Source organism: Pseudomonas sp. JV241A, assembly GCF_900275665.1.
In the GTDB taxonomy this organism is placed as follows: domain Bacteria; phylum Pseudomonadota; class Gammaproteobacteria; order Pseudomonadales; family Pseudomonadaceae; genus Aquipseudomonas; species Aquipseudomonas wadenswilerensis.
Genome location: NZ_OPYO01000023.1, coordinates 141,041 through 163,212, shown reverse-complemented (window position 1 = coordinate 163,212; position 22,172 = coordinate 141,041). Strand labels below are relative to the sequence as shown.

Here is a 22,172-nt window from a genome sequence, read left to right as displayed (position 1 = left end):
AAACAAAACACCCCGCCGAAGCGGGGTGTTTGTCATAGCCAGATCGATCAACCGATCAGTTGCAGCCCGGCATGCTGAACCATGTCCAGCAGTGGCTGCGGGTACACACCCAGCACGAAAGCGAGGATGGCGATGGCCAGCAGCATGACGCCGCCAGTACGCTGTTCCCAGTTCAGCGGGGCGTCGTGGCGACGCAGGTTCGGCTCGATCAGGTACAGGGTGACCATCACGCGCAGGTAGTAGAACACGCCGATGGCACTACCGATCACCAGGGCACCGACCAGCCACCACAGCTGCGACTCGACGCCGGTAGCGATGATGTAGAACTTGCCGATGAAGCCTGCGGTCAGCGGGATACCCGCCAGCGACAGCATCATCACGGTCAGCACCGCGGTCAGGTACGGACGGCGCCAGAACAGGCCGCGGTACTCGTACAGGGCGTCGGCGTCACGGCCGTTGTACGGCGACGACATCAGGGTGATCACGCCGAAGGCACCGAGGCTGGTGATCACGTAGGTGACCAGGTACACGCCGATGGCTTCGACGGCCAGACCCTTGCTTGCCACCAGGGCGATCAGCAGGTAGCCGAAGTGGGCAATCGAGGAGTAACCGAGCAGACGCTTGAGGTTGCTCTGGGTCAGCGCCAGCAGGTTACCGATCAGGATCGAAGCCACGGCGATCACCGACAGCACGGTGGTCAGCACGCCGCTGCTGGCAGCAGGGGAGAGCATGAACAGGCGTACGACGACGGCGAACACGGCAACCTTGCTGGCGGTGGCCAGGAAGGCGGCAACCGGTGCCGGAGCACCTTCGTAGACGTCCGGGGTCCACAGGTGGAAAGGCACCAGCGACAGTTTGAAGGCCAGGCCGACCAGCATCATGCCCAGGCCCAGCTGGGCGATCATGCTCGGCATGCTGGTGGTTGCCAGGGCCTTGCCGATACCGTCGAAGCTCAGGCTGCCGGCGTCGGCATACAGCAGCGCCATGCCGAACAGCAGGAAGGCGGAACCGGCGGCCGAGAGCACCATGTACTTGATGCCGGCTTCCAGCGAACGCTTGTTGAAGAAGGCATAGGCCACCAGGCCATAGACCGGTACCGACAGCAGCTCCAGGCCAATGAACAGGCCTGCCAGGTGCTGCGCGCTGACCAGTACCAGGCCGCCCAGTGCCGACATGAGGATCAGCAGGTACAGCTCTTCGCGGTTGCCCGGGTAGCCTTTGCCGCCATCACCCAGATACGCGTGGGCGAGGGTGACGCAGGCCAGGGTGGCGACCAGGATCAGCGCCATGTACAGGCAGGCGAAGTTGTCGATGGTCAGCAGCGGGGTGACCGCCAGTGGCGCAACCTTCAGGGCCGGGATGATCGACAGCAGGGCCAGGTTCAGGCCCACGATGGACAGCAGGAAGGTTTGCGAGTGGTTGCGGCGCCAGGCGATCGCCAGCATCACCACGACAGTGGTGATGGTGGTGATCAGCAGCGGCGCAAGCGCGATAAAGTGTTGAATCGTCAGGTCCATAGCGCTCTTACCGGGCCGAAGCGAGTTGAGTGAAAGCGGTACCGAACCACTGCTGCACACCGCTCATGGTGGCGGCAGAAGTGTCCAGGAACGGCTGCGGGTAGATGCCCAGCAAGATCAGCAGGCCAGCCAGGCCCAGCACCATGATCAGTTCACGGGTATCCATGCCAGCCAGGGCTTCATCGGATTTGGCCGGGCCGAAGTAGGCGCGGTGAATCATGATCAGCGAGTACACCGAACCGAACACCAGGCCGGAAGTGGCGATCACGGTGACCCATGGCGAGGCGACGAAGCTGCCGATCAGGATCAGGAATTCGCCCACGAAGTTACCGGTACCCGGCAGGCCCAGCGACGCCGCAGCGAAGAACAGGCTGATGGCCGGCAGGTAGGCGATACGGTGCCACAGGCCACCCATCTGACGCATGTCACGGGTGTGCAGGCGCTCGTACAGCTGGCCGGCGAGGATAAACAGTGCCGCCGCCGACAGGCCGTGGGCCAGCATCTGAATCACCGCACCTTGCAGTGCTTGCTGGCTGCCGGAGTAGATACCGATCAGCACGAAGCCCATGTGCGAAACGCTGGAGAAGGCGACCAGACGCTTGATGTCGGTCTGGGCGAACGCCAGGAAGGCACCGTAGAAAATCCCGATCAGACCCAGGGTCATGGCGATCGGCGCAAACTCGGCCGAGGCATTCGGGAACAGCGGCAGGGCGAAACGCAGCAGGCCGTAGGCCGCAGTCTTCAGCAAGATACCGGCGAGGTCGACGGAACCTGCGGTCGGTGCCTGGGCGTGAGCATCAGGCAGCCAGGAGTGGAAGGGTACGACCGGCAGTTTGACCGCGAAGGCGATGAAGAAGCCGAGCATCAGCAGGTATTCGGTGCCCGCCGGCAGTTCGGCCTTGAGCAACTGGGTGTAGTCGAAGGTGATCACACCGGTGTTGCTGTAGTTGACCAGTACCAGGCCGAGGATCGCCACCAACATGATCAGGCCGCTGGCCTGGGTGAAGATGAAGAACTTGGTCGCGGCGTAGATCCGGGTCTTCTTGCCGTCCGAGGAACTGTGACCCCAGAGCGCGATGAGGAAATACATCGGCACCAGCATCATTTCCCAGAAGAAGAAGAACAGGAACAGGTCCAGGGCGAGGAACACACCGACCACGCCACCGAGGATCCACATCAGGTTGAGGTGGAAAAAGCCGACGTGGCGGGTGATCTCTTTCCAGGAGCACAGTACCGAGAGCACACCGAGCAGGCCGGTGAGCAGGATCATCAGCAGCGACAGGCCGTCGAGGGCAAGGTGCAGGCTGATGCCGAAGCGCTCGATCCACAGCACTTTGAATTCGACCGCCCACTCAGGCGCGGCGCCCGGTGCAGGGGCCAGGGTGTAGTCCCCGTTGGCCCACAGCCAGAGGCCGATACCAAGCAGCAGGGACATGGTCAGCAGCGCAATCCAGCGCGGCAGGGTGGCGCCGAAGCGCTCACCCAGCCAGCACAGCAGGCCACCGATGAAGGGGATCAGGATCAGCCAAGGCAAAATCATGACGGGCTCAATTCCTTTCGCAAAGTCGCAAGGTTCATATCAGACCGCAGCCATAACAACGGCACCGAGCACAAGCACGGCACCTACGGCGATCGAAGCGGTGTACCAGCGCAGCTGACCGGTTTCGGTTTTGCTCATGGCGGCATGACCGCCCTTCGCCATACGCGGAATCAGGCCAATGCTGCGGTCAACCGGATCCTTGCGCAGGATGTGGCTGATCAGCAGGTAAGGTTTGACGAACAGCTTGTCGTAGATCCAGTCGAAGCCCCAGGCGGCGAACCACCAGGCCGACAGCACACGACCGATGCCGCTGTTGGCGATCGCGGTGACCAGGCGACGCTTGCCCAGGAACAGCATCGCGGCCAGCAGGATGCCGGCGATGGCGATGGCGCCCGAGGCGATTTCCAGGCTGTGCTTGGCTTCGCCGCCGGCATGGCCGACGCTCTGCGGCAGCACGCCTGCCAGTGGTGGATGAATCCAGGCACCGACGAAGGTCGACAGCACGATCAGCACGCCCAGTGGCAGCCAGTGGGAAATCCCGTGGCCGGCGTGAGCTTCGGTCTTGGCTTCGCCGTGGAAGGCGATGAAGATCAGGCGGAAGGTGTACAGCGAGGTCATGAACGCACCGACCAGGCCGGCGTACAGCAGACCGTTGTTGCCGCTGGCGAAGGCTTCCCAGAGGATCTCGTCCTTGGAGTAGAAGCCGGCGGTCAGCAGCGGCAGGGCAGCCAGGGCGGCGCCACCGACGATGAAGCTGGCGTAGGCCAGGGGCAGTTTCTTCCACAGGCCGCCCATCTTGAAGATGTTCTGCTCGTGGTGGCAGGCAACGATCACCGCACCGGAGGCAAGGAACAGCAGGGCCTTGAAGAAGGCGTGGGTCATCAGGTGGAAGATCGCGCCTTCCCAGGCGCCAACGCCCAGGGCCAGGAACATGTAGCCGATCTGGCTCATGGTCGAGTAGGCGAGGATACGCTTGATGTCGGTCTGGACCAGGGCGGCAAAGCCGGCCAGTACCAGGGTCACGCCGCCGACCACACCGACCAGGTGCAGGATGTCGGGTGCCAGGGCGAACAGACCGTGGGTACGGGCAATCAGATAGACGCCGGCGGTAACCATGGTTGCCGCGTGGATCAGTGCCGAAACCGGGGTAGGGCCGGCCATCGCGTCGGCAAGCCAGGTCTGCAGCGGCAGCTGGGCCGATTTACCGACCGCGCCACCGAGCAGCATCAGGGTCGCCAGGACCATCCAGAAATCACCCGCCTGGAACTTCTGCGGCGCCAGTACCAGCAGCTCCTGCACGTTCAGGGTGCCGAGCTGGGCGAACAGGATGAACAGGCCGATGGCCATGAACACGTCGCCGATACGGGTGACGATGAAGGCTTTCAGCGCGGCGTTGCCGTTGTTGCGGTTGCTGTAGTAGAAACCGATCAACAGGTACGAGCACAGGCCCACGCCTTCCCAACCGAAGTAGATGAACAGCAGGTTGTCGCCCAGAACCAGGAACAGCATGCTGGCAATGAACAGGTTGGTGTAGGCGAAGAAGCGCGAATAGCCGGCTTCACCACGCATGTACCAGGACGCGAACAGGTGGATCAGGAAGCCGACACCGGTGACCACGCCGAGCATGGTGACCGACAGACCATCCACGTACAGGGTGAAGTTCGGCGCAAAGCCGTCCACCGACATCCACTGCCACAGCAGCTGGCTGTACGCGCCGCCTTCCGGCGGGGCGATGTTGAACTGCCAGATCACGTAGGCGGCCACGGCGGCCGAGAGGCCCACCGAGCCGACGCCGACCAGCGCCGACAGGTTCTCGGACCAGCGACCGCGCGAGAACGACAGCAGCAGGAAGCCGATCAGGGGGAATACGAACGTCAGGAAGATAAGGTTCATCCGCGCATCTCACTGGCTGCATCGATATCGAGAGTGTGGAAGCGGCGATACAGCTGCAACAGGATCGCCAGGCCGATACTGGCCTCGGCCGCTGCCAGGCTGATCACCAGGATGAACATGATCTGCCCATCCGGCTGTGCCCAGCGGCTGCCAGCGACGATGAAGGCCAGTGCCGAGGCGTTCATCATGATTTCCAGGCTCATCAGCACGAAAAGAATGTTGCGGCGCACCATCAGGCCTACCAGGCCGAGGCAGAACAGGATGCCGGCGACGGCCAAACCATGTTCGAGAGGAATTGCTGGCATGTGATTACTCCTTCGCCTCGTTGCGGCCGAGATGGAAAGCCGTCACCGCTGCGGCGAGCAGCAGCATCGAGGCCAGTTCCACCACCAGCAGGTAAGGGCCGAACAGGCTGATGCCGACGGCCTTGGCGTCAACGGTGGTGTGGCCGATGCCGGCACCGCTTTCGCTGACGAACAGCACGTACAGCAGCTCGACCAGCAGCAGTGCACCAAGCACCACCGGGCCGAGCCAGATGCCCGGCTTGAGCCAGCCGCGTTCCTGGGCGACCGAAGCCGGCCCGAGGTTGAGCATCATCACCACGAAGACGAACAGCACCATGATGGCACCAGCATAGGCGATCACTTCCAGGACACCGGCGAACGGAGCGCCGAGGGCGAAGAAGGTCATCGCCACGGAGATCAGCGAAATGATCAGGTAGAGCAGGGCGTGCACGGGGTTGGTGTTGGTGATCACCCGAAGGGTGGACACCACAGCGACACCGGATGCGAAATAGAAAGCGAATTCCATCTTTCTTCCTTAAGGGAGCAAGCTCTTCACGTTGATCGGCTCGGCTTCGTTCTGCGCGGCGCCTTTCGGCTTGCCGGCAACAGCCATACCTGCAACACGGTAGAAGTTGTAGTCAGGGTTCTTGCCGGGGCCGGAGATCAGCAGATCTTCTTTCTCGTAAACCAGGTCCTGACGTTTGAACTCGGCCATTTCGAAATCCGGCGTGAGCTGGATCGCGGTGGTCGGGCAGGCTTCCTCGCAGAGGCCACAGAAAATGCAACGGGAGAAGTTGATGCGGAAGAACTCCGGGTACCAACGACCGTCTTCTGTTTCGGCTTTCTGCAGCGAGATGCAACCGACCGGGCAGGCCACGGCACACAGGTTGCACGCTACACAGCGCTCTTCGCCATCCGGGTCGCGGGTCAGGACGATGCGGCCACGGTAGCGTGGCGGCAGGTAGACCGGCTCTTCCGGGTATTGCAGGGTGTCACGTTTGCGAAAACCGTGAGAGAACACCATCACCAGGCTGCGCAGCTGGGTGCCAGTGCCCTTAACGATGTCGCCAATATATTTGAACATGGGTCAAATCCTCACTGGGCCGCAACAGCTGGCGTGTTGAGCAACACGAGCGCAGCGGTCACCAGCAAATTGATCAGGGTCAGCGGCAGGCAGAACTTCCAGCTGAAGTCCATCACCTGGTCATAGCGCGGGCGCGGGATCGAGGCGCGCAGCAGGATGAACAGCATGATGAAGAACGCGGTCTTCAGGGCGAACCAGACGAACGACAGTTGCGGCAGGATGCCGAACGGGCCGTGCCAGCCGCCGAAGAACAGGGTTACCAGCAGCGCCGAGATCAGGATGATGCCGATGTACTCACCGACGAAGAACATGCCCCATTTCATGCCGGCATATTCAATGTGGTAACCGTCGGCCAGTTCCTGTTCCGCTTCCGGCTGGTCGAACGGGTGACGGTGAGTCACGGCGACGCCAGCGATGAAGAAGGTGCAGAAGCCGAAGAACTGCGGAATGATGAACCACAGGTTCTGGGCCTGGTAGTCAACGATGTCGCGCATGTTGAACGAGCCGACCTGGGCCACGATGCCCATCAGCGCCAGGCCCATGAACACTTCGTACGACACGGTCTGGGCCGAGGCCCGCAGGCTGCCGAGCAGGGCGTACTTGTTGTTCGACGACCAGCCGGCGAACAGCACGGCGTAGACCGACAGACCGGCCATGGCGAAGAAGAACAGCAGGCCGATGTTCAGGTCCGCGACACCCCAGGTCGGGGTGATCGGGATGATCGCGAAGGCGATCAGCAAGGCGCTCATGGCCACCACTGGCGCCAGGGTGAAGATCACCTTGTCGACGAAGGGCGGGTTCCAGTCTTCCTTGAAGAACATTTTCAGCATGTCGGCTGCGATCTGGAACATGCCGAACGGGCCGACGCGGTTCGGACCGTAACGGTCCTGCCACCAGCCCAGCAGGCGCCGCTCGACGAAGCTGAGCAGCGCACCGCAGACCACCACGGCCAGCAAGACCACGATGGCCTTGATGACGGTGATGATCACATCGATCACTTCAGGGGTGAACCAGGTCATTGTGCTGCCTCCTGCAGGCCTTCGACGGATGCACCGAAGATGGCTGGCGGAATGCCGGCCAGGCCTTTCGGCAGGGCAACCAGGCCTGCGCCCAGTTCTTCATTGATGCGCAGCGGCAGACGCAGGGTCACGCCTGCCACGTTCAGGCTGAGCAGGGCGCCGTCGTTGACACCCAGGCGGTCGGCTTCGGACTTGGCCAGGGCCACGTAGGCTTGCGGGATGCGCTCCTGCACCGGCGCTGCGCGCGAAGAGTTCTCTTCGCTGCCGAACAGGTGGTAGAACGGTACGGCCTGCCAGGTGCCGCGGGCCGGAGCGAAGGCTGCCGGAACGCTGGCGAACCAGTTCAGCTTGTCGCCCTGGGTTTCGATCAGGCGGGTGCCCGGGTCGCCTGCGCGCAGGTGACCACCGACCTCGTCCTGGAACTTGTTCCAGGCTTGCGGCGAGTTCCAGCCCGGCGACCAGGCGAACGGCACTTGCGAGCGCGGTTCGGCCGAACCCGAGTAACCTTCCATGGAGAAGGCGAATGCGGAGTCCTTGTCTTGCGGGGTACGCGGCTCGTGCACGCTGATGTCGGCGCGCATGGCGGTACGGCCGGAGTAGCGCAGCGGCTCACGCGCAAGCTTCATGCCCTTGATGCGGAACGAAGCGGACGGTGCGGCGTTGACAATGCCGGTCAGTTGCGGCGCGGCAGCGGCGCAGGCGCTGGTGACGTGGTCCAGCTGGGTCCAGTCGACCGGCTTGTTGAGCAGGGTGGCACGCAGGGCGTGCATCCAGCGCCAGCCTTCGTGAACCAGGATGCTGCTGTCCAGGTAGGTAGGGTCGAACACCTGGAAGAAGCGCTGGGCACGGCCTTCCAGGCTGACCAGGGTACCGTCGCCTTCGGCGAAGGACGCCGCCGGCAGCACCAGGTGGGCGCGGTCGGTGGTAGCGGTCTTCTGGTGATCGGCAACGATTACGACTTTGGCAGCGGCCAGGGCAGCGTCGACCTTGGCAGCGGCAACGCGGCTGTACAGGTCGTTTTCCATCACGACGATGGCGTCGGCCTTGCCTTCGATCACTGCGTCCAGCGCGGCATCGATCGACTCGCCACCGAGCATGGCCAGGCCGAGGCTGTTGGCCTCAGGCACCACCAGGCTCAGGGAACCGTTCTTCTCGCGCAGCTTCAGGGCCTTGGCGATGTTGGCCGCGGCTTCGATCAGGGCGTTGGAACCCAGCGAGGTACCGGCAACCACCAGCGGACGGTTGGCGGCCACCAGGGCGTCGGCGATGCGCTTGGCCAGGGCCAGGGCTTCGGCGTCCAGGCCGTCGACGGCAGGGGCGCTCGGGTCGATGGCATGGGCCACGGCGAAACCGATGCGGGCCAGGTCGTCCGGCGCTGCGTGCACGCACTCTTCGGCGACGTCATCGAGCTTGGTTTCGGCCAGGCTTGCGATAAACAGCGGGTACATGGCGTGCTGGCCGATGTTCTTCACCGCGGCATCGAGCCAAGGCTGAACGCGCATGGCATCGGCCATGGCTTCGGCCTTGCCCTTGACCGACTGACGCAGGGCCAGGGCCACACGGGCGGCGGTCTGGGTCAGGTCTTCGCCAAGTACGAACACCGCGTCATGGTCTTCCATGTCGCGCAGGGTCGGGACCGGCAGCGGGCTGTCGTTGAGCACTTGCAGGGCCAGGCGTACGCGGGCCAGCTCACCGGCTTCCATACCCGAGTAGAAGTGCTCGGCACCGACCAGTTCGCGCAGGCCGTAGTTGCTTTCGAGGCTGGCGCGCGGCGAGCCGATACCGACGATATTGCGCCCGCGCAGCATGTCCGCAGCCTTGTCCAGGGCGGCATCCAGGCTCAGCTTGGTGCCGTCGGCCAGCAGTGGCTGACGTGGACGGTCGGTGCGGTTGACGTAGCCATAGCCGAAACGGCCACGGTCGCAGAGGAAGTACTGGTTGACCGAACCGTTGAAGCGGTTCTCGATCCGGCGCAGTTCGCCGTAACGCTCACCCGGGCTGATGTTGCAACCGCTGGAGCAGCCATGGCAGATGCTCGGGGCGAACTGCATGTCCCATTTACGGTTGTAGCGCTCGGAGTGGGTCTTGTCGGTGAACACACCGGTCGGGCAGACCTCGGTGAGGTTGCCGGAGAACTCGCTCTCGAGGGTACCGTCTTCAACGCGACCGAAGTAGACGTTGTCGTGGGCACCGAATACGCCCAGATCGGTACCGCCGGCGTAATCCTTGTAGTAACGCACGCAACGGTAGCAGGCGATGCAGCGGTTCATCTCGTGGGCGATGAACGGGCCGAGCTCCTGGTTCTGGTGGGTACGCTTGGTGAAACGGTAGCGGCGCTCGTTGTGGCCGGTCATGACCGTCATGTCTTGCAGGTGGCAGTGACCGCCTTCCTCGCACACCGGGCAGTCGTGCGGGTGGTTGGTCATCAGCCATTCGACGACGCTGGCACGGAATACCTTGGCTTCTTCGTCTTCGATGGAAATCCAGCTGCCATCGGTGGCAGGGGTCATGCAGGACATGACGATGCGACCACGGGTGTCGTTCTCGTCGGTGTACTGCTTGACCGCACACTGGCGGCAGGCACCGACGCTACCGAGCGCCGGGTGCCAGCAGAAATAGGGGATGTCGAGGCCGAGCGACAGACACGCCTGTAACAGGTTGTCTGCGCCGTTGACTTCGAGCTCTTTGCCGTCTACGTGGATAGTGGCCATGGTTCAAAGTTCTTCGTTGGCCCGCGTCTGCGGGCGTGGCTAATGGAAATCTGTGTGCCTGCAGCCCGCGACAGGTGTCCCCGGGCGAGCTGAGCAGGCAAGCGGGCGGCACGGACCGCCCGCGTTGTTATTCGTTATGCGCCGACGACGATCGGCTTCGCCAGGTCCGGGCGCAGGCCGGCAGCGGCAGCAGCCGGTGCCTGGCTGGCGATGCCAGCCTCGAACTCAGGGCGGAAGTACTTGATCGCGCTACCCAGCGGCTCAACGGCGCCCGGTGCGTGTGCACAGAAGGTCTTGCCTGGGCCGAGGAAACCGACCAGACCCAGCAGGGTCTCGATGTCGCCCTGCTGGCCCTGGCCTTGTTCGAGGGCGCGCAGGAGCTTGACGCTCCACGGCAGGCCGTCGCGGCACGGGGTGCAGAAGCCACAGGATTCACGGGCAAAGAACTCTTCCATGTTGCGCAGCAGCGAGACCATGTTGACGCTGTCGTCCACGGCCATGGCCAGGCCGGTACCCATACGGGTGCCGACCTTGGCGATGCCACCGGCGTACATTTGCGCATCCAGGTGCTCGGGCAGCAGGAAACCGGTACCGGCGCCGCCTGGCTGCCAGCACTTGAGCTTGAAGCCATCGCGCATGCCGCCGGCGTAGTCTTCGAACAGCTCGCGGGCGCTGACGCCGAACGGCAGTTCCCACAGGCCCGGGTTCTTGACCTTGCCGGAGAAGCCCATCAGCTTGGTGCCGTGGTCTTCACTGCCTTCGCGGGCCAGCGACTTGTACCAGTCGATGCCGTTGCCGACGATGGCCGGCACGTTGCACAGCGTCTCGACGTTGTTCACGCAGGTCGGCTTGCCCCACACGCCAACGGCGGCAGGGAAGGGCGGCTTGGAGCGCGGGTTGGCGCGGCGGCCTTCGAGGGAGTTGATCAGTGCGGTTTCTTCACCGCAGATGTAGCGCCCGGCACCGGTGTGGACGAACAGCTCGAAGTCGAAGCCGCTGCCGAGGATGTTCTTGCCCAAAAGGCCTGCAGCCTTGGCTTCCTCGACCGCACGGTTGAGGTTGCGCGCTGCGGTGGTGTATTCGCCACGCAGGAAGATGTAGCCGCGGTAGGCTTTCAGCGCGCGGGCGCTGATCAGCATGCCTTCGATCAGCAGATGGGGCTGTTGCTCCATCAGCATGCGGTCTTTCCAGGTGTTGGGCTCCATTTCGTCCGCGTTGCACAGCAGGTAGCGGATGTTCATGGATTCGTCTTTGGGCATCAGGCCCCATTTGACGCCGGTCGGGAAACCCGCACCGCCACGGCCCTTGAGGCCGGAATCTTTCACGGTCTGGACGATATCGTCCTGGGACATCTGCGCCAGGGCCTTGCGGGCGGCGGCGTAGCCGTCCTTGGCCTGGTACTCGTCGAGCCAGACCGGCTCGCCGTCGTCACGCAGGCGCCAGGTCAGCGGATGGGTTTCAGCCGAGCGCGCAATGCGGTTGGCCGGGCCGAAGGAAGTGATGGTCATACGTAACCCTCCAGCAGCTTGGAGACGCCAGCAGGCTGCACGTCGCCAAAGGTGTCGTCGTCGATCATCAGCGCCGGGGCCTTGTCGCAGTTACCCAGGCAGCACACAGGCAGCAGGGTGAAGCGCCCGTCTGCGGTGGTCTGGCCCAGGCCGATGCCCAGTTCGGTCTGGATCTGGCTGACCACCGACTCGTGGCCGCCGATGTAGCAGACCATGCTGTCGCAGACGCGGATGATGTGCCGGCCAACCGGCTGACGGAAGATCTGACTATAGAAGGTGGCCACGCCTTCGACGTCGCTGGCAGGAATGCCGAGCACTTCGCCGATGGCGTAGATGGCGCCGTCCGGCACCCAGCCGCGTTCCTTCTGGACGATCTTCAGGGCTTCGATGGACGCCGCGCGCGGGTCCTCGTAGTGATGCATCTCGTGCTCGATGGCCGAGCGCTCGGTTTCGCTCAGGGCGAAACGATCGGTTTGGATAAGCGTGCTGTTCATGCTTAGCGGTCCACGTCAGCCATAACGAAGTCGATACTGCCCAGGTACGCAATGAGGTCCGCGACCATGCTGCCGCGGATCACCGAAGGGATCTGCTGCAGGTGCGGGTAGCTCGGGGTACGGATCCGGGTGCGGTAGCTCATGGTGCCGCCGTCGCTCGTCAGGTAGTAACTGTTGATGCCCTTGGTCGCCTCGATCATCTGGAAGGATTCGTTGGCCGGCATGACCGGGCCCCACGAAACCTGCAGGAAGTGAGTGATCAGGGTTTCGATGTGCTGCAGGGTGCGCTCTTTCGGCGGCGGCGTGGTCAGCGGGTGATCCGCCTTGTACGGGCCTTCCGGCATGTTGCGCAGGCACTGGTCGATGATGCGGATACTCTGGCGCATCTCCTCGACACGGACCATGCAGCGATCGTAGGCATCGCCGTTGTGGGCCAGCGGCACTTCGAACTCGAAGTTCTCGTAGCCGGAGTAAGGGCGGGCTTTGCGCAGGTCGAAGTCAAGACCGGTGGAACGCAGGCCAGCACCGGTGACGCCCCATTCCAGGGCCTCTTTGGTGTTGTACTGGGCAACGCCGATGGTCCGGCCCTTGAGGATGCTGTTCTGCAGGGCGGCCTTGGTGTACTCGTCGAGGCGCTTTGGCAGCCAGTCGACGAAGTCCTTCACCAGTTTTTCCCAGCCGCGCGGCAGGTCGTGGGCAACACCACCGATGCGGTACCAGGCCGGGTGCAGACGGAAGCCGGTGATGGCTTCGATCACGGTGTAGGCGCGCTGACGGTCGGTGAAGGTGAAGAACACCGGGGTCATGGCGCCGACGTCCTGGATGTAGGTCCCCAGGAACAGCAGGTGGCTGGTGATGCGGAAGAACTCGGCGAGCATGATGCGGATCACGTCGACCTTCTGCGGCACCTGGATGCCGGCCAGCTTCTCCACCGCCAGTACGTACGGCAGGTTGTTCATCACCCCGCCGAGGTAGTCGATACGGTCGGTGTAGGGGATGAAGCTGTGCCAGGACTGACGCTCGGCCATTTTCTCGGCGCCACGGTGGTGGTAGCCGATGTCCGGGACGCAGTCGACGATCTCTTCGCCGTCCAGCTGCAGGACGATACGGAAGGCACCGTGGGCCGAAGGGTGGTTCGGGCCCAGGTTGAGGAACATGTAGTCCTCGTTGGTGCCCTGGCGTTTCATGCCCCAGGCCTCAGGGTTGAAGCGCGCGGCTTCTTCCTCGAGTTGCTGCTTGGCCAGGGTCAGGCTGTACGGATCGAATTCGGTGGCGCGGGCAGGGTAGTCCTTGCGCAGCGGGTGACCTTCCCAGGTCGGCGGCATCATGATCCGGGTCAGGTGCGGGTGGCCGGCAAAGTCGATGCCGAACATGTCCCAGACTTCACGCTCGTACCAGTTGGCGTTGGGCCAGATACCGGTGACGGTGGGCAGGTTCAGGTCGCCTTCGCTGAGGGCCACCTTGATCATCACGTCGCTGTTCCGCTCCACCGAGAGCAGGTGGTAGAACACGCTGAAGTCTGCGCCCGGCAGGCCGCGGCGCTGGGTGCGCAGGCGCTCGTCGACGCCATGCAGGTCGTAGAGCATGCTGTACGGCTTGGCGACATGGCGCAGGAAACCCAGCACGTCCTTGAGTTTTTCGCGGGTAACCCAAAGCACCGGCATGCCGGTGCGGGTTTCCTGGGCGACGAACGCTTCGGGGCCGAATTTGTTGTTCAGTTCGACGACCACATCCTGGTCGTCAGCCTTGTAAGGCGGGATATAAATAGCGGTGTCCGCTGTCATGGTCTCGGTCGCTTTCGGTCAACGTAGAGAATGAAGCCAGGCTGCCTGTCGCGCATGCGCAGGCAACAGGTCGCTGGATCAGACTTCGTCGGGGCTGCGCAGGTTGGTGACCTGGATGCGCTGTTCACGGCGTTGCTCTTTCTGCGACGGCATCTCGGCACGGTAAATGCCTTGATCACCGACAACCCAGGAAAGAGGGCGACGCTCCTGGCCAATCGACTCCTGCAACAGCATCAGGCCTTGCAGGAAGGCTTCAGGGCGTGGCGGGCAGCCAGGCACGTAGACATCCACGGGGAGGAACTTGTCGACCCCCTGAACGACCGAGTAAATGTCGTACATGCCACCGGAGTTGGCGCACGAACCCATGGAGATGACCCACTTGGGCTCGAGCATCTGCTCGTACAGGCGCTGGATGATCGGCGCCATCTTGATGAAGCAGGTGCCGGCGATGACCATGAAGTCGGCCTGACGCGGCGATGCCCGGATGACTTCGGCGCCGAAGCGGGCGATGTCGTGGGGCGCCGTGAAGGCCGTGGTCATTTCCACGTAGCAGCAGGAGAGGCCGAAGTTGTACGGCCACAGGGAGTTCTTACGCCCCCAGTTGACCGCGCCACTGAGCACATCTTCAAGTTTGCCCATGAAGATGTTCTTGTGGACCTGGTCCTCTAGCAGCGAATCGGAGACGGTTTCCCGTTCTCCGATTGGATATTGCTCGTTGGGAGCATCCGGGTCGATTCTGGTGAGATTGTATTGCATTGCCAAAGCCTCATTGTTTCAGCTTCGCTTGCCGCTTGCGACGACCTTCGGGAGCCCAGTCAAGTGCTCCGACGCGCCATAGGTAGACAAGACCTGCCAACAGAATTGCTATGAAAACGAGTGCTTCGACGAATCCGGTCCAGCCGCTTTCGCGGACGGACACAGACCATGCAAAGAGAAAGAGGGCTTCGATATCGAAGATCACGAACAGCATCGCGACCAGATAGAATTTGGCTGACAGACGCAAGCGGGCGCCGCCAGTAGGCAGCATGCCGGACTCGAAGGGTTCGTTCTTGCTGCGGCCCCAGGCCTTGCTGCCGAGCAGGGCGGACAGGCCGAGCATGAAGGCACACAGGCCTACGACACCCAAAAGGAAAATGGCAAAGCCCCAGTTGTGGGCGATGAGTCCTGTCGAATCGGGCATGCTGAAAATCCTTATACAGAGACCAGTCTCTGCGGCTTGAAAAGAAGTAGAGCAGTGACGATATGTCGCAGCGGAATCTATCGCGCTGATTTTATGGGTAAACCCGGTGCAAGTAAAATTTCTGCAGCAAATTTATTCGTAAGATTAAGAACAAAAATCTTTCGTAACAGGCTGCAGGCCACGTAGACCGGGCATTGCCCCGGGTTCTGTTAATTATGTTTCTTGCAACGCGTAATGAATCAGCAACTTCGTAATGATAATTAATATCATTTGAGGTTGTGCGATTAGTCCTACTGTTCGAGTCAACTACAAAGTTGTGCAACATAGCCGTCACCTGCAAGTTTCCACCCCCTGTGTTTTAACCTGTTTTTTCTTGCCTCGCCGCGCTCTGGATCAAGGCTTTTGTCGATTGCCTGGTGTAGGCCGAGGCGGCGATGGCCCACTGGCCCAGCCAGTAGGCGAGGATGATCAGGTACTGGGCGGCGCCAAACGGGCTGACGAAGCGGTCGATACCGATCAGGCTGTCGGAAAACACGAAAGCAACCGCGCCCAGTGCCGCGAGGCCGCCGCAGGCCAGGGCGCGCCAGAGCATGGCGCTGATGGCCAGGGCATACACGGTGACCGGAATCAGCAATTCACCCAGGCCGGAACTGATCAGCAGGCCCAGCAGCGCCGCACCGACAATCGCCGAGCCCAGCAGTGCAGCGGGCGCCAGTTGGCGGTCCTCGCCCAGGTAGCCGCGCAGGTAGGCCAGGTGCGCGCAGAGAAAGGCCGCCAGGCCAAACACGAACAGATCGCCAGGCACGGCCAGGAGTATGTCGCCGAGCAGTGAGAAACCTAGGCCAATGATGATCCAGCGCCGGTAGGCGGTGGGCTCGGCGCTACTCAGCCAGCAGATCAGCGCCAGCACCGGGATCGGTTTGACCGCCAGGCCCAGCAGCGCGTTGCCGCTGGCCAGTGCATATAGATAGAAGGCTGCACCCAGCAGGGCCAGGCAGAGCAGGGTGACAGGGCGGGGCATGGCCGATCCTTGGTGTTGTTGTGCACCTAGCATAGCCAATGGCAATTAATAAGGAAGCCCTGTGCATTTGCAGGGGGCCTATCGCTGGCAAGCCAGCTCCCACAGGTGCTGCATGCACTGTGCCCGGTGGGAGCTGGCTTGCCAGCGATGGCGGCACCACCACATCCTGATAAAAAAACAAAACCCGGGGCCCCATCACAGGCCCCGGGTTTTGCGTGTTACCCGAATCTCAGCAACCGATCCGTGATCAGTGGAACTGCTCTTCTTCGGTCGAGCCGGTCAGAGCGGTCACCGAAGACTTGCCACCCTGGATAACAGTGGTCATGTCGTCGAAGTAGCCGGTACCGACTTCCTGCTGGTGGGCGACGAAGGTGTAGCCTTTCGACGCGTCAGCGAATTCTTGCTCTTGCAGCTTCACGTAGGCGGTCATGTCGTTGCGGGCGTAGTCGTGCGCCAGGTTGAACATGCCGTGCCACATGTTGTGGATACCCGCCAGGGTGATGAACTGGTGCTTGTAGCCCATGGCCGACAGTTCGCGCTGGAACTTGGCGATGGTTGCGTCGTCCAGGTTCTTCTTCCAGTTGAAGGAAGGCGAGCAGTTGTAGGACAGGATCTGGTCCGGGTATTCCTTCTTGATCGCTTCGGCAAAGCGGCGAGCTTCGTCCAGGTCCGGCTTGGCGGTTTCACACCAGATCAGGTCGGCGTATGGCGCGTAAGCCAGGCCGCGGGCGATGGCTTGATCCAGGCCTGCACGAACCTTGTAGAAGCCTTCCTGGGTGCGCTCGCCAATCACGAATGGCTGGTCGTACGGATCGCAGTCGCTGGTCAAAAGGTCAGCGGCGTTGGCGTCGGTACGGGCCAGGATAATGGTCGGTACGCCGGCAACGTCAGCCGCCAGACGGGCAGCGGTCAGCTTCTGTACGGCTTCCTGGGTCGGAACCAGTACCTTGCCGCCCATGTGGCCGCATTTTTTCACCGAGGCCAGCTGGTCTTCGAAGTGAACGCCGGCGGCGCCTGCTTCGATCATGTTCTTCATCAGCTCGTAGGCGTTGAGGACGCCGCCGAAACCGGCTTCAGCGTCAGCCACGATCGGTGCGAAGTAGTCGACGTAGCCTTCGTCGCCCGGGTTCTTGCCGGCTTTCCACTGGATCTGGTCGGCGCGACGGAACGAGTTGTTGATGCGCTTGACCACGGTTGGGACCGAGTCCACCGGGTACAGCGACTGGTCTGGGTACATGGACTCGGCCGAGTTGTTGTCGGCAGCCACTTGCCAGCCGGACAGGTAGATGGCCTGGATACCGGCTTTGACCTGTTGTACGGCCTGGCCGCCGGTCAGGGCGCCCATGCAGTTGACGAAATCTTTCTCTGGACGGAAGGACGGGTGTGCGCCCTGGGTGACCAGCTTCCACAGCTTCTCGGCACCCAGATGGGCCAGGGTGTGCTCAGGCTGGATCGAGCCACGCAGACGAACGACATCAGCGGCGGTGTAGGTACGGGTCACGCCTTTCCAGCGCGGGTTCTCGGCCCAGTCTTTTTCGAGGGCTGCAATTTGCTGTTCGCGTGTCAGTGCCATGGAAATAAACCTCGTCGCATCGGTCTTGGGTAAAAATTCTCGCTCTCTACTGCGCAGATCAGAAGCCTGGCAAAGGTCAGTATGGGCGAAATATGCGACGGTCGAACGATGGGGCTCGAAGAGGGGAAGTGAGCAGGTGGGCGAGGTTTTCGCTGCAGGGTGGCTCGTGGTTGCCGAACTGCAATGAACAGTGCTGCCGGGTACCTTTTGATGCGCTTCCGTCCCTCGGGACAACTTCGTTCCAGTCGCAATCTCGTCAAACTGCCTTGTGGGCGGTACAGACACGAGCCGGCTCAGGTGGGTGAGTTAGAGCGCGGCTCGAAAGCCCTTGCCAGGGCCTCTGATCAGCGGGAGCGGGGCCATCATGCCTCGACGTTTCGGGGTCGTCAAATGTTTTGTAGTGGTTTTTTATCACCACTACATCTTTGGTCTAATACGACTCATCAGTCAGTTTCGAGGCCTTTGGTCGAGGCCTTGATTTGTCTGGGTTCAGTCCAAAGCATCGACTTTTACCCGCAATGTCATGTTTTCACCGCGCTGGGTGCTGTAACTGAGGGCCGAAGCGCTGCGTTCGGACTGACTCTGCTGGTTGACCCCTGCCAAGGTGATCCACTCACCGAGCTTGCCGGTGACTTTTGTGTCGGTACTTTGCACCTTCACTACATCAGGACGTTCCTGGCTCATCCGGTCATTGTTGGTACTGATGTTCAGGTGCACGGTGTCGCCAGTGACGCTGGCGGTGACGTAAAAGCCCTGGGTGACGTTGCGGTATTCGGTGTCACTTTGCACCCGGCCATAGCCATCGGTACTGGTGCTGGTGATCGGGATGCTCTGCCCGACCTGGATCAGCGCCGGGCTGCCTTCGCTGGCTTGCACCTGTTGCAGGCCGCCTTCGCGGTTGGCAGTGCCGTAGCGAATGACCCGGGCATTGCCGCGGTTGTCCTGGAAGTTGCTGTCGTTGTTGTCGACGCTGATCAGCAGTTTACGCGGCGCGGTGTCCAGTTGCTGCAGCAGGGTGCGCAGGTCGTCGATGCGTTCGGGCTCGGCGTTGACGATCAGTTTGTTTTCAAAGGCGCTGACGCTGCCGTCCTTGCCGATGAAGGCTTGCGCGGTGGGGAGGATTTCAGCGCTGGTGCGGTGGCTCAGCGGCAGGACTTCGGTGGCGGCCAGCGTACTCAGGCTGAACGACAGAAGCAGGGAGGCGAGAAGGGGGCGTAGCGGCATGTCCATGATCTCCGCGGGTGGAGTGGACATGATGGCAAATTTGTAGCAGTTATGGGAGCGAGGTTGTCAGGCTGAGGACTGCTTCGCAGCCCATCGCCGGCAAGGCCGGCTCCCACAAGGATCAGGTTGGCATCGAACCTGTGGGAGCCGGCCTTGCCGGCGATGGGCTGCAAGGCTGCCCCAATCGCAATCAGGCCAGTTCGCGCGACTCGCGAACCATGTCCACGTGCGGAATGCCCGCCTCGAGGAACTCCTCGCTGACCACCTTGAAACCAAGGCGCTCGTAGAATGGCGTGGCGTGCACCTGGGCGCTGAGCATCTGCTGCTTGAGGTCACGGTTCTGCGCTTCGACGATGACCGCCTGCATCAGCGCGTCGCCGACCTTCAGCCCGCGCCAGTCCTTGAGTACCGAGACCCGGCCGATATGGCCGTCGGGCAGCAGGCGCGCGGTGCCGATGGCATAGTCACCTTCCATGGCCAGGAAGTGCACGGCAGTGTTGTCGTCGGCATCCCATTCCAGCTCCGGCGGCACGTTCTGTTCGGCGATGAACACGGCTTCACGAATACGGCGGATATCGGCGTTGTCTTTTTGCCAGTCGGCGAGCCGGACGCGGATCTTATTCATTGGCAAACCCCAGGCTTCCTTGTTTGACCAGTTCGCAGATCAAGGTAATGCCTTGATCGTTTTCAAGCCACTGCTCAAGGTTTTCAATATGCAACGCATCGGCGGCGCAGATCAGCTTCAGCAGTTCGCGCAGGTCGCCCGGCAGCAGGCGGCTCTGGCCGCTGGCGAACAGCAGCAGGTTGTCGTCGACTTCCGACCAGGCCAGGCGCGCGCTCGGGTTGCGGATCAGAATCGCGCCCTGGGCCAGGCTCTCGATCAGCTCGACTTCATCCAGCGTCTCGCCGCTGACCAGCTCCGGGTAACGCGGTTCGGTCATGAACTGGCCGAACCAGGTCAGCAGCAGGCGCTCGTCACCCATGTGCTCGGTGAGCAGCTTTTTCAGGCGGTCGAGGGCGTCGTGCTGAATCTGGTGCGGGTCGCTGACCGGCTCGGCGTCGGCGTCGGTGTAACGCTCTTCGTCGGGCAGGAACTGGCTGAGGAAGTCGGTGAAATGGGTCAGCACTTCAGCGGCGCCCGGCGCACGGAAGCCCACCGAGTAGGTCAGGCAGTCATCTTCGGCAATGCCGTAGTGGGCCAGGCGCGGCGGCAGGTAAAGCATGTCGCCGGGCTCCAGGGTCCACTCGTCGCTTTGCTCGAATTCGGCCAGGATGCGCAGGTCGGCGTGCTCCAGCAGCGGGCTGTCGCTGTCGCACATCTGGCCGATCTTCCAGTTGCGCTTGCCCTGGCCTTGCAGCAGGAACACGTCGTAGTTGTCGAAGTGCGGGCCAACGCTGCCGCCAGGCGCTGCAAAGCTGATCATTACATCGTCGATACGCCAGCTTGGCAGGAAGCGGAAGTGCTCCAGCAGCTCGCCGACTTCCGGCACGAACTGGTCGACCGCCTGCACCAGCAGGGTCCAGTCGCGCTCGGGCAGGGTGCTGAAGGCATCTTCTTCGAACGGGCCGCGGCGCAGTTCCCATGGGCGTTCGCCGTGCTCGATGACCAGGCGCGATTCGACTTCTTCTTCCAGGGCCAGGCCGGCCAGTTCGTCAGCGTCGATCGGGCTTTCGAAGTCCGGGAAGGCCTGGCGTACCAGCAGGGGTTTCTTCTGCCAGTAGTCGCGCATGAATTCGCGGGCAGTGAGGCCGCCCAGAAGCTGCAGAGGAGTATCAGGATTCATGTGTAACCTATTGAAAAAAAGTAATTTTCTTTCGGTAATAAAAACGCCCGGCTGAGCCGGGCGTTTACGCGCAGGGCGCAGATCAGATGCGTTTGGCTTGAGCCGCAGCGTTACCGATGTAGGAGGCTGGAGTCAGCTTCTTCAGCTCGGTGCGTGCTTCTGCCGGCATGTCCAGGCCATCGATGAAGGTCAGCAGCGCTTCAGGGCTGATGCCTTTGCCACGGGTCAGCTCCTTGAGCTTCTCGTAGGGGTTCTCGATGTTGTAGCGGCGCATGACGGTCTGGATCGGCTCGGCGAGGACTTCCCAGCAGGCGTCCAGGTCTTCGGCGATACGGGCTTCGTTGATCTCGAGCTTGCTGATGCCCTTGAGGCTGGCCTCGTAGGCGATCACGCTGTGGGCGAAACCGACGCCCAGGTTGCGCAGCACGGTGGAGTCGGTCAGGTCACGCTGCCAGCGCGAGATCGGCAGCTTGCTGGCCAGGTGCTGGAACAGCGCGTTGGCGATACCCAGGTTGCCTTCGGAGTTTTCGAAGTCGATCGGGTTGACCTTGTGCGGCATGGTCGAGGAGCCGATTTCGCCAGCGATGGTGCGCTGCTTGAAGTAGCCCAGGGAGATGTAGCCCCAGACGTCGCGGTCGAAGTCGATCAGGATGGTGTTGAAGCGAGCGATCGCGTCGAACAGCTCGGCGATGTAGTCGTGCGGCTCGATCTGGGTGGTGTAGGGGTTGAATACCAGGCCCAGCTCGTCTTCGATGAAGGCGCGGGCATTGGCTTCCCAGTCGATCTGCGGGTAGGCCGACAGGTGGGCGTTGTAGTTGCCCACGGCGCCGTTGATCTTGCCCAGCAGCGGTACGGCGGCAACCTGGGCGATCTGGCGCTCCAGGCGGTAGACGACGTTGGCCAGCTCTTTGCCCAGGGTGGTTGGCGAAGCCGGTTGGCCGTGGGTGCGCGACAGCATCGGCACGTCGGCGAAGCGGTGGGCCGGCTCACGGATGGCCTGGGTGATCTGGCGCATCAGCGGCAGCAGCACGCTATCGCGGCCTTCGCGCAGCATCAGGGCGTGGGACAGGTTGTTGATGTCCTCGCTGGTGCAGGCGAAGTGGATGAATTCACTGACCTTGGCCAGCTCCGGCAGCTTGGCGGCCTGCTCCTTGAGCAGGTACTCGATGGCCTTGACGTCGTGGTTGGTGGTGCGCTCGATCTCTTTGACGCGCTCGGCGTGCTCGAGGGCGAACTCATCGGCCAGGCCGTTGAGCAGGGCGTTGGCTTCGGCGGAAAAGGCCGGAACCTCGGCGATCTGCGGGTGGGCGGCCAGGCGCTGGAGCCAGCGAACCTCGACCAGGGCGCGGAAACGGATCAGGCCGTACTCGCTGAAAATAGGGCGCAGGGCCTGGGTTTTGCCGGCGTAGCGGCCGTCAACAGGGGAAACCGCAGTGAGCGAGGAAAGCTGCATGGGGTGTTCTCGGACAGTCAGGCTTTGAAAAGGGCGCATATCATACATGAAAAACGCGCCCGGGTCGGGTGGCTGACAAATGGTCTGCCGGTAAATCTGTAGA

The 22,172-nt window shown here is 62.3% G+C and carries 19 protein-coding genes; all 19 read right to left on the bottom strand.

What is annotated here, in order from left to right:
• Positions 1 to 47: 47 nt before the first annotated feature.
• Positions 48 to 1,517, bottom strand: a complete 1,470-nt coding sequence (nuoN, locus tag JV241A_RS15255) for an NADH-quinone oxidoreductase subunit NuoN (protein WP_115087775.1) — start codon at positions 1,515 to 1,517, stop codon at positions 48 to 50.
• Positions 1,518 to 1,524: 7 nt separating this feature from the next.
• Entirely contained in the window at positions 1,525 to 3,057 is a 1,533-nt protein-coding gene (gene nuoM / locus JV241A_RS15250; protein ID WP_115087774.1) for an NADH-quinone oxidoreductase subunit M, read from the bottom strand.
• Positions 3,058 to 3,096: 39 nt separating this feature from the next.
• Positions 3,097 to 4,950 carry an NADH-quinone oxidoreductase subunit L gene (nuoL, locus tag JV241A_RS15245; protein WP_115087773.1) on the bottom strand — a complete coding sequence of 618 codons (1,854 nt, stop codon included), beginning with the start codon at positions 4,948 to 4,950 and terminating at the stop codon, positions 3,097 to 3,099.
• A complete protein-coding gene (gene nuoK / locus JV241A_RS15240) occupies positions 4,947 to 5,255 on the bottom strand; it encodes an NADH-quinone oxidoreductase subunit NuoK (protein ID WP_028944232.1) in 309 nt (102 codons plus the stop codon). The genes nuoL and nuoK overlap by 4 nt, the downstream gene beginning before the upstream one ends.
• A 4-nt stretch (positions 5,256 to 5,259) precedes the next feature.
• A complete protein-coding gene (gene nuoJ, locus JV241A_RS15235) occupies positions 5,260 to 5,760 on the bottom strand; it encodes an NADH-quinone oxidoreductase subunit J (RefSeq protein WP_115087772.1) in 501 nt (166 codons plus the stop codon).
• Positions 5,761 to 5,769: 9 nt separating this feature from the next.
• Positions 5,770 to 6,318 (bottom strand): NADH-quinone oxidoreductase subunit NuoI, encoded by a 549-nt coding sequence (gene nuoI / locus JV241A_RS15230; protein WP_009400993.1) that lies wholly within the window; start codon positions 6,316 to 6,318, stop codon positions 5,770 to 5,772.
• A gap of 11 nt (positions 6,319 to 6,329) precedes the next feature.
• Positions 6,330 to 7,337, bottom strand: a complete 1,008-nt coding sequence (nuoH, locus tag JV241A_RS15225; RefSeq protein ID WP_038996049.1) for an NADH-quinone oxidoreductase subunit NuoH — start codon at positions 7,335 to 7,337, stop codon at positions 6,330 to 6,332.
• Positions 7,334 to 10,048: an NADH-quinone oxidoreductase subunit NuoG gene (gene nuoG, locus JV241A_RS15220; RefSeq protein WP_134063343.1), complete on the bottom strand. Its 2,715-nt coding sequence runs from the start codon at positions 10,046 to 10,048 to the stop codon at positions 7,334 to 7,336. Before nuoG ends, nuoH begins: the two co-directional genes overlap by 4 nt.
• 134 nt (positions 10,049 to 10,182) lie before the next feature.
• A complete protein-coding gene (gene nuoF, locus JV241A_RS15215; protein WP_115087770.1) occupies positions 10,183 to 11,556 on the bottom strand; it encodes an NADH-quinone oxidoreductase subunit NuoF in 1,374 nt (457 codons plus the stop codon).
• Positions 11,553 to 12,050 carry an NADH-quinone oxidoreductase subunit NuoE gene (gene nuoE, locus JV241A_RS15210; protein WP_115087769.1) on the bottom strand — a complete coding sequence of 166 codons (498 nt, stop codon included), beginning with the start codon at positions 12,048 to 12,050 and terminating at the stop codon, positions 11,553 to 11,555. The genes nuoF and nuoE overlap by 4 nt, the downstream gene beginning before the upstream one ends.
• A 2-nt stretch (positions 12,051 to 12,052) precedes the next feature.
• Entirely contained in the window at positions 12,053 to 13,834 is a 1,782-nt protein-coding gene (gene nuoC, locus JV241A_RS15205) for an NADH-quinone oxidoreductase subunit C/D (RefSeq protein WP_134063341.1), read from the bottom strand.
• Between the two features lie 78 nt (positions 13,835 to 13,912).
• Positions 13,913 to 14,590: an NADH-quinone oxidoreductase subunit B gene (locus tag JV241A_RS15200; protein WP_010220398.1), complete on the bottom strand. Its 678-nt coding sequence runs from the start codon at positions 14,588 to 14,590 to the stop codon at positions 13,913 to 13,915.
• A gap of 10 nt (positions 14,591 to 14,600) precedes the next feature.
• On the bottom strand, positions 14,601 to 15,014 hold the full coding sequence (locus JV241A_RS15195) for an NADH-quinone oxidoreductase subunit A (protein WP_010220397.1): 414 nt from the start codon (positions 15,012 to 15,014) through the stop codon (positions 14,601 to 14,603).
• Between the two features lie 358 nt (positions 15,015 to 15,372).
• A complete protein-coding gene (locus JV241A_RS15190; RefSeq protein WP_115087767.1) occupies positions 15,373 to 16,035 on the bottom strand; it encodes a lysoplasmalogenase in 663 nt (220 codons plus the stop codon).
• 247 nt (positions 16,036 to 16,282) lie between these two features.
• On the bottom strand, positions 16,283 to 17,608 hold the full coding sequence (aceA, locus tag JV241A_RS15185; protein ID WP_115087766.1) for an isocitrate lyase: 1,326 nt from the start codon (positions 17,606 to 17,608) through the stop codon (positions 16,283 to 16,285).
• A gap of 489 nt (positions 17,609 to 18,097) precedes the next feature.
• The gene (locus tag JV241A_RS15180; protein ID WP_240047875.1) at positions 18,098 to 18,832 is read right to left on the bottom strand and encodes a secretin N-terminal domain-containing protein; all 735 of its coding nucleotides are present in this window, start codon (positions 18,830 to 18,832) and stop codon (positions 18,098 to 18,100) included.
• A 190-nt stretch (positions 18,833 to 19,022) separates the two neighbouring features.
• A complete protein-coding gene (locus tag JV241A_RS15175) occupies positions 19,023 to 19,457 on the bottom strand; it encodes a GNAT family N-acetyltransferase (protein WP_115087764.1) in 435 nt (144 codons plus the stop codon).
• Positions 19,450 to 20,616, bottom strand: coding sequence for a cupin domain-containing protein (locus JV241A_RS15170; RefSeq protein ID WP_115087763.1), 1,167 nt, complete (start codon positions 20,614 to 20,616; stop codon positions 19,450 to 19,452). The genes JV241A_RS15175 and JV241A_RS15170 overlap by 8 nt, the downstream gene beginning before the upstream one ends.
• Before the next feature lie 82 nt (positions 20,617 to 20,698).
• A complete protein-coding gene (gene purB / locus JV241A_RS15165) occupies positions 20,699 to 22,069 on the bottom strand; it encodes an adenylosuccinate lyase (protein WP_134063339.1) in 1,371 nt (456 codons plus the stop codon).
• Positions 22,070 to 22,172: the final 103 nt, after the last annotated feature.

What these genes read in the sequence shown, in the direction of transcription:
- JV241A_RS15200 (WP_010220398.1), bottom strand. Translation starts at nt 14,590, where the DNA reads ATGCAATACAATCTCACCAGAATCGACCCGGATGCTCCCAACGAGCAA.
- nuoE (WP_115087769.1), bottom strand. Translation starts at nt 12,050, where the DNA reads ATGAACAGCACGCTTATCCAAACCGATCGTTTCGCCCTGAGCGAAACC.
- nuoL (WP_115087773.1), bottom strand. Translation starts at nt 4,950, where the DNA reads ATGAACCTTATCTTCCTGACGTTCGTATTCCCCCTGATCGGCTTCCTG.
- JV241A_RS15180 (WP_240047875.1), bottom strand. Translation starts at nt 18,832, where the DNA reads ATGCCGCTACGCCCCCTTCTCGCCTCCCTGCTTCTGTCGTTCAGCCTG.
- nuoF (WP_115087770.1), bottom strand. Translation starts at nt 11,556, where the DNA reads ATGACCATCACTTCCTTCGGCCCGGCCAACCGCATTGCGCGCTCGGCT.
- purB (WP_134063339.1), bottom strand. Translation starts at nt 22,069, where the DNA reads ATGCAGCTTTCCTCGCTCACTGCGGTTTCCCCTGTTGACGGCCGCTAC.
- aceA (WP_115087766.1), bottom strand. Translation starts at nt 17,608, where the DNA reads ATGGCACTGACACGCGAACAGCAAATTGCAGCCCTCGAAAAAGACTGG.
- nuoN (WP_115087775.1), bottom strand. Translation starts at nt 1,517, where the DNA reads ATGGACCTGACGATTCAACACTTTATCGCGCTTGCGCCGCTGCTGATC.
- JV241A_RS15170 (WP_115087763.1), bottom strand. Translation starts at nt 20,616, where the DNA reads ATGAATCCTGATACTCCTCTGCAGCTTCTGGGCGGCCTCACTGCCCGC.
- nuoC (WP_134063341.1), bottom strand. Translation starts at nt 13,834, where the DNA reads ATGACAGCGGACACCGCTATTTATATCCCGCCTTACAAGGCTGACGAC.
- JV241A_RS15195 (WP_010220397.1), bottom strand. Translation starts at nt 15,014, where the DNA reads ATGCCCGATTCGACAGGACTCATCGCCCACAACTGGGGCTTTGCCATT.
- JV241A_RS15190 (WP_115087767.1), bottom strand. Translation starts at nt 16,035, where the DNA reads ATGCCCCGCCCTGTCACCCTGCTCTGCCTGGCCCTGCTGGGTGCAGCC.
- nuoG (WP_134063343.1), bottom strand. Translation starts at nt 10,048, where the DNA reads ATGGCCACTATCCACGTAGACGGCAAAGAGCTCGAAGTCAACGGCGCA.
- nuoK (WP_028944232.1), bottom strand. Translation starts at nt 5,255, where the DNA reads ATGCCAGCAATTCCTCTCGAACATGGTTTGGCCGTCGCCGGCATCCTG.
- JV241A_RS15175 (WP_115087764.1), bottom strand. Translation starts at nt 19,457, where the DNA reads ATGAATAAGATCCGCGTCCGGCTCGCCGACTGGCAAAAAGACAACGCC.
- nuoM (WP_115087774.1), bottom strand. Translation starts at nt 3,057, where the DNA reads ATGATTTTGCCTTGGCTGATCCTGATCCCCTTCATCGGTGGCCTGCTG.
- nuoI (WP_009400993.1), bottom strand. Translation starts at nt 6,318, where the DNA reads ATGTTCAAATATATTGGCGACATCGTTAAGGGCACTGGCACCCAGCTG.
- nuoJ (WP_115087772.1), bottom strand. Translation starts at nt 5,760, where the DNA reads ATGGAATTCGCTTTCTATTTCGCATCCGGTGTCGCTGTGGTGTCCACC.
- nuoH (WP_038996049.1), bottom strand. Translation starts at nt 7,337, where the DNA reads ATGACCTGGTTCACCCCTGAAGTGATCGATGTGATCATCACCGTCATC.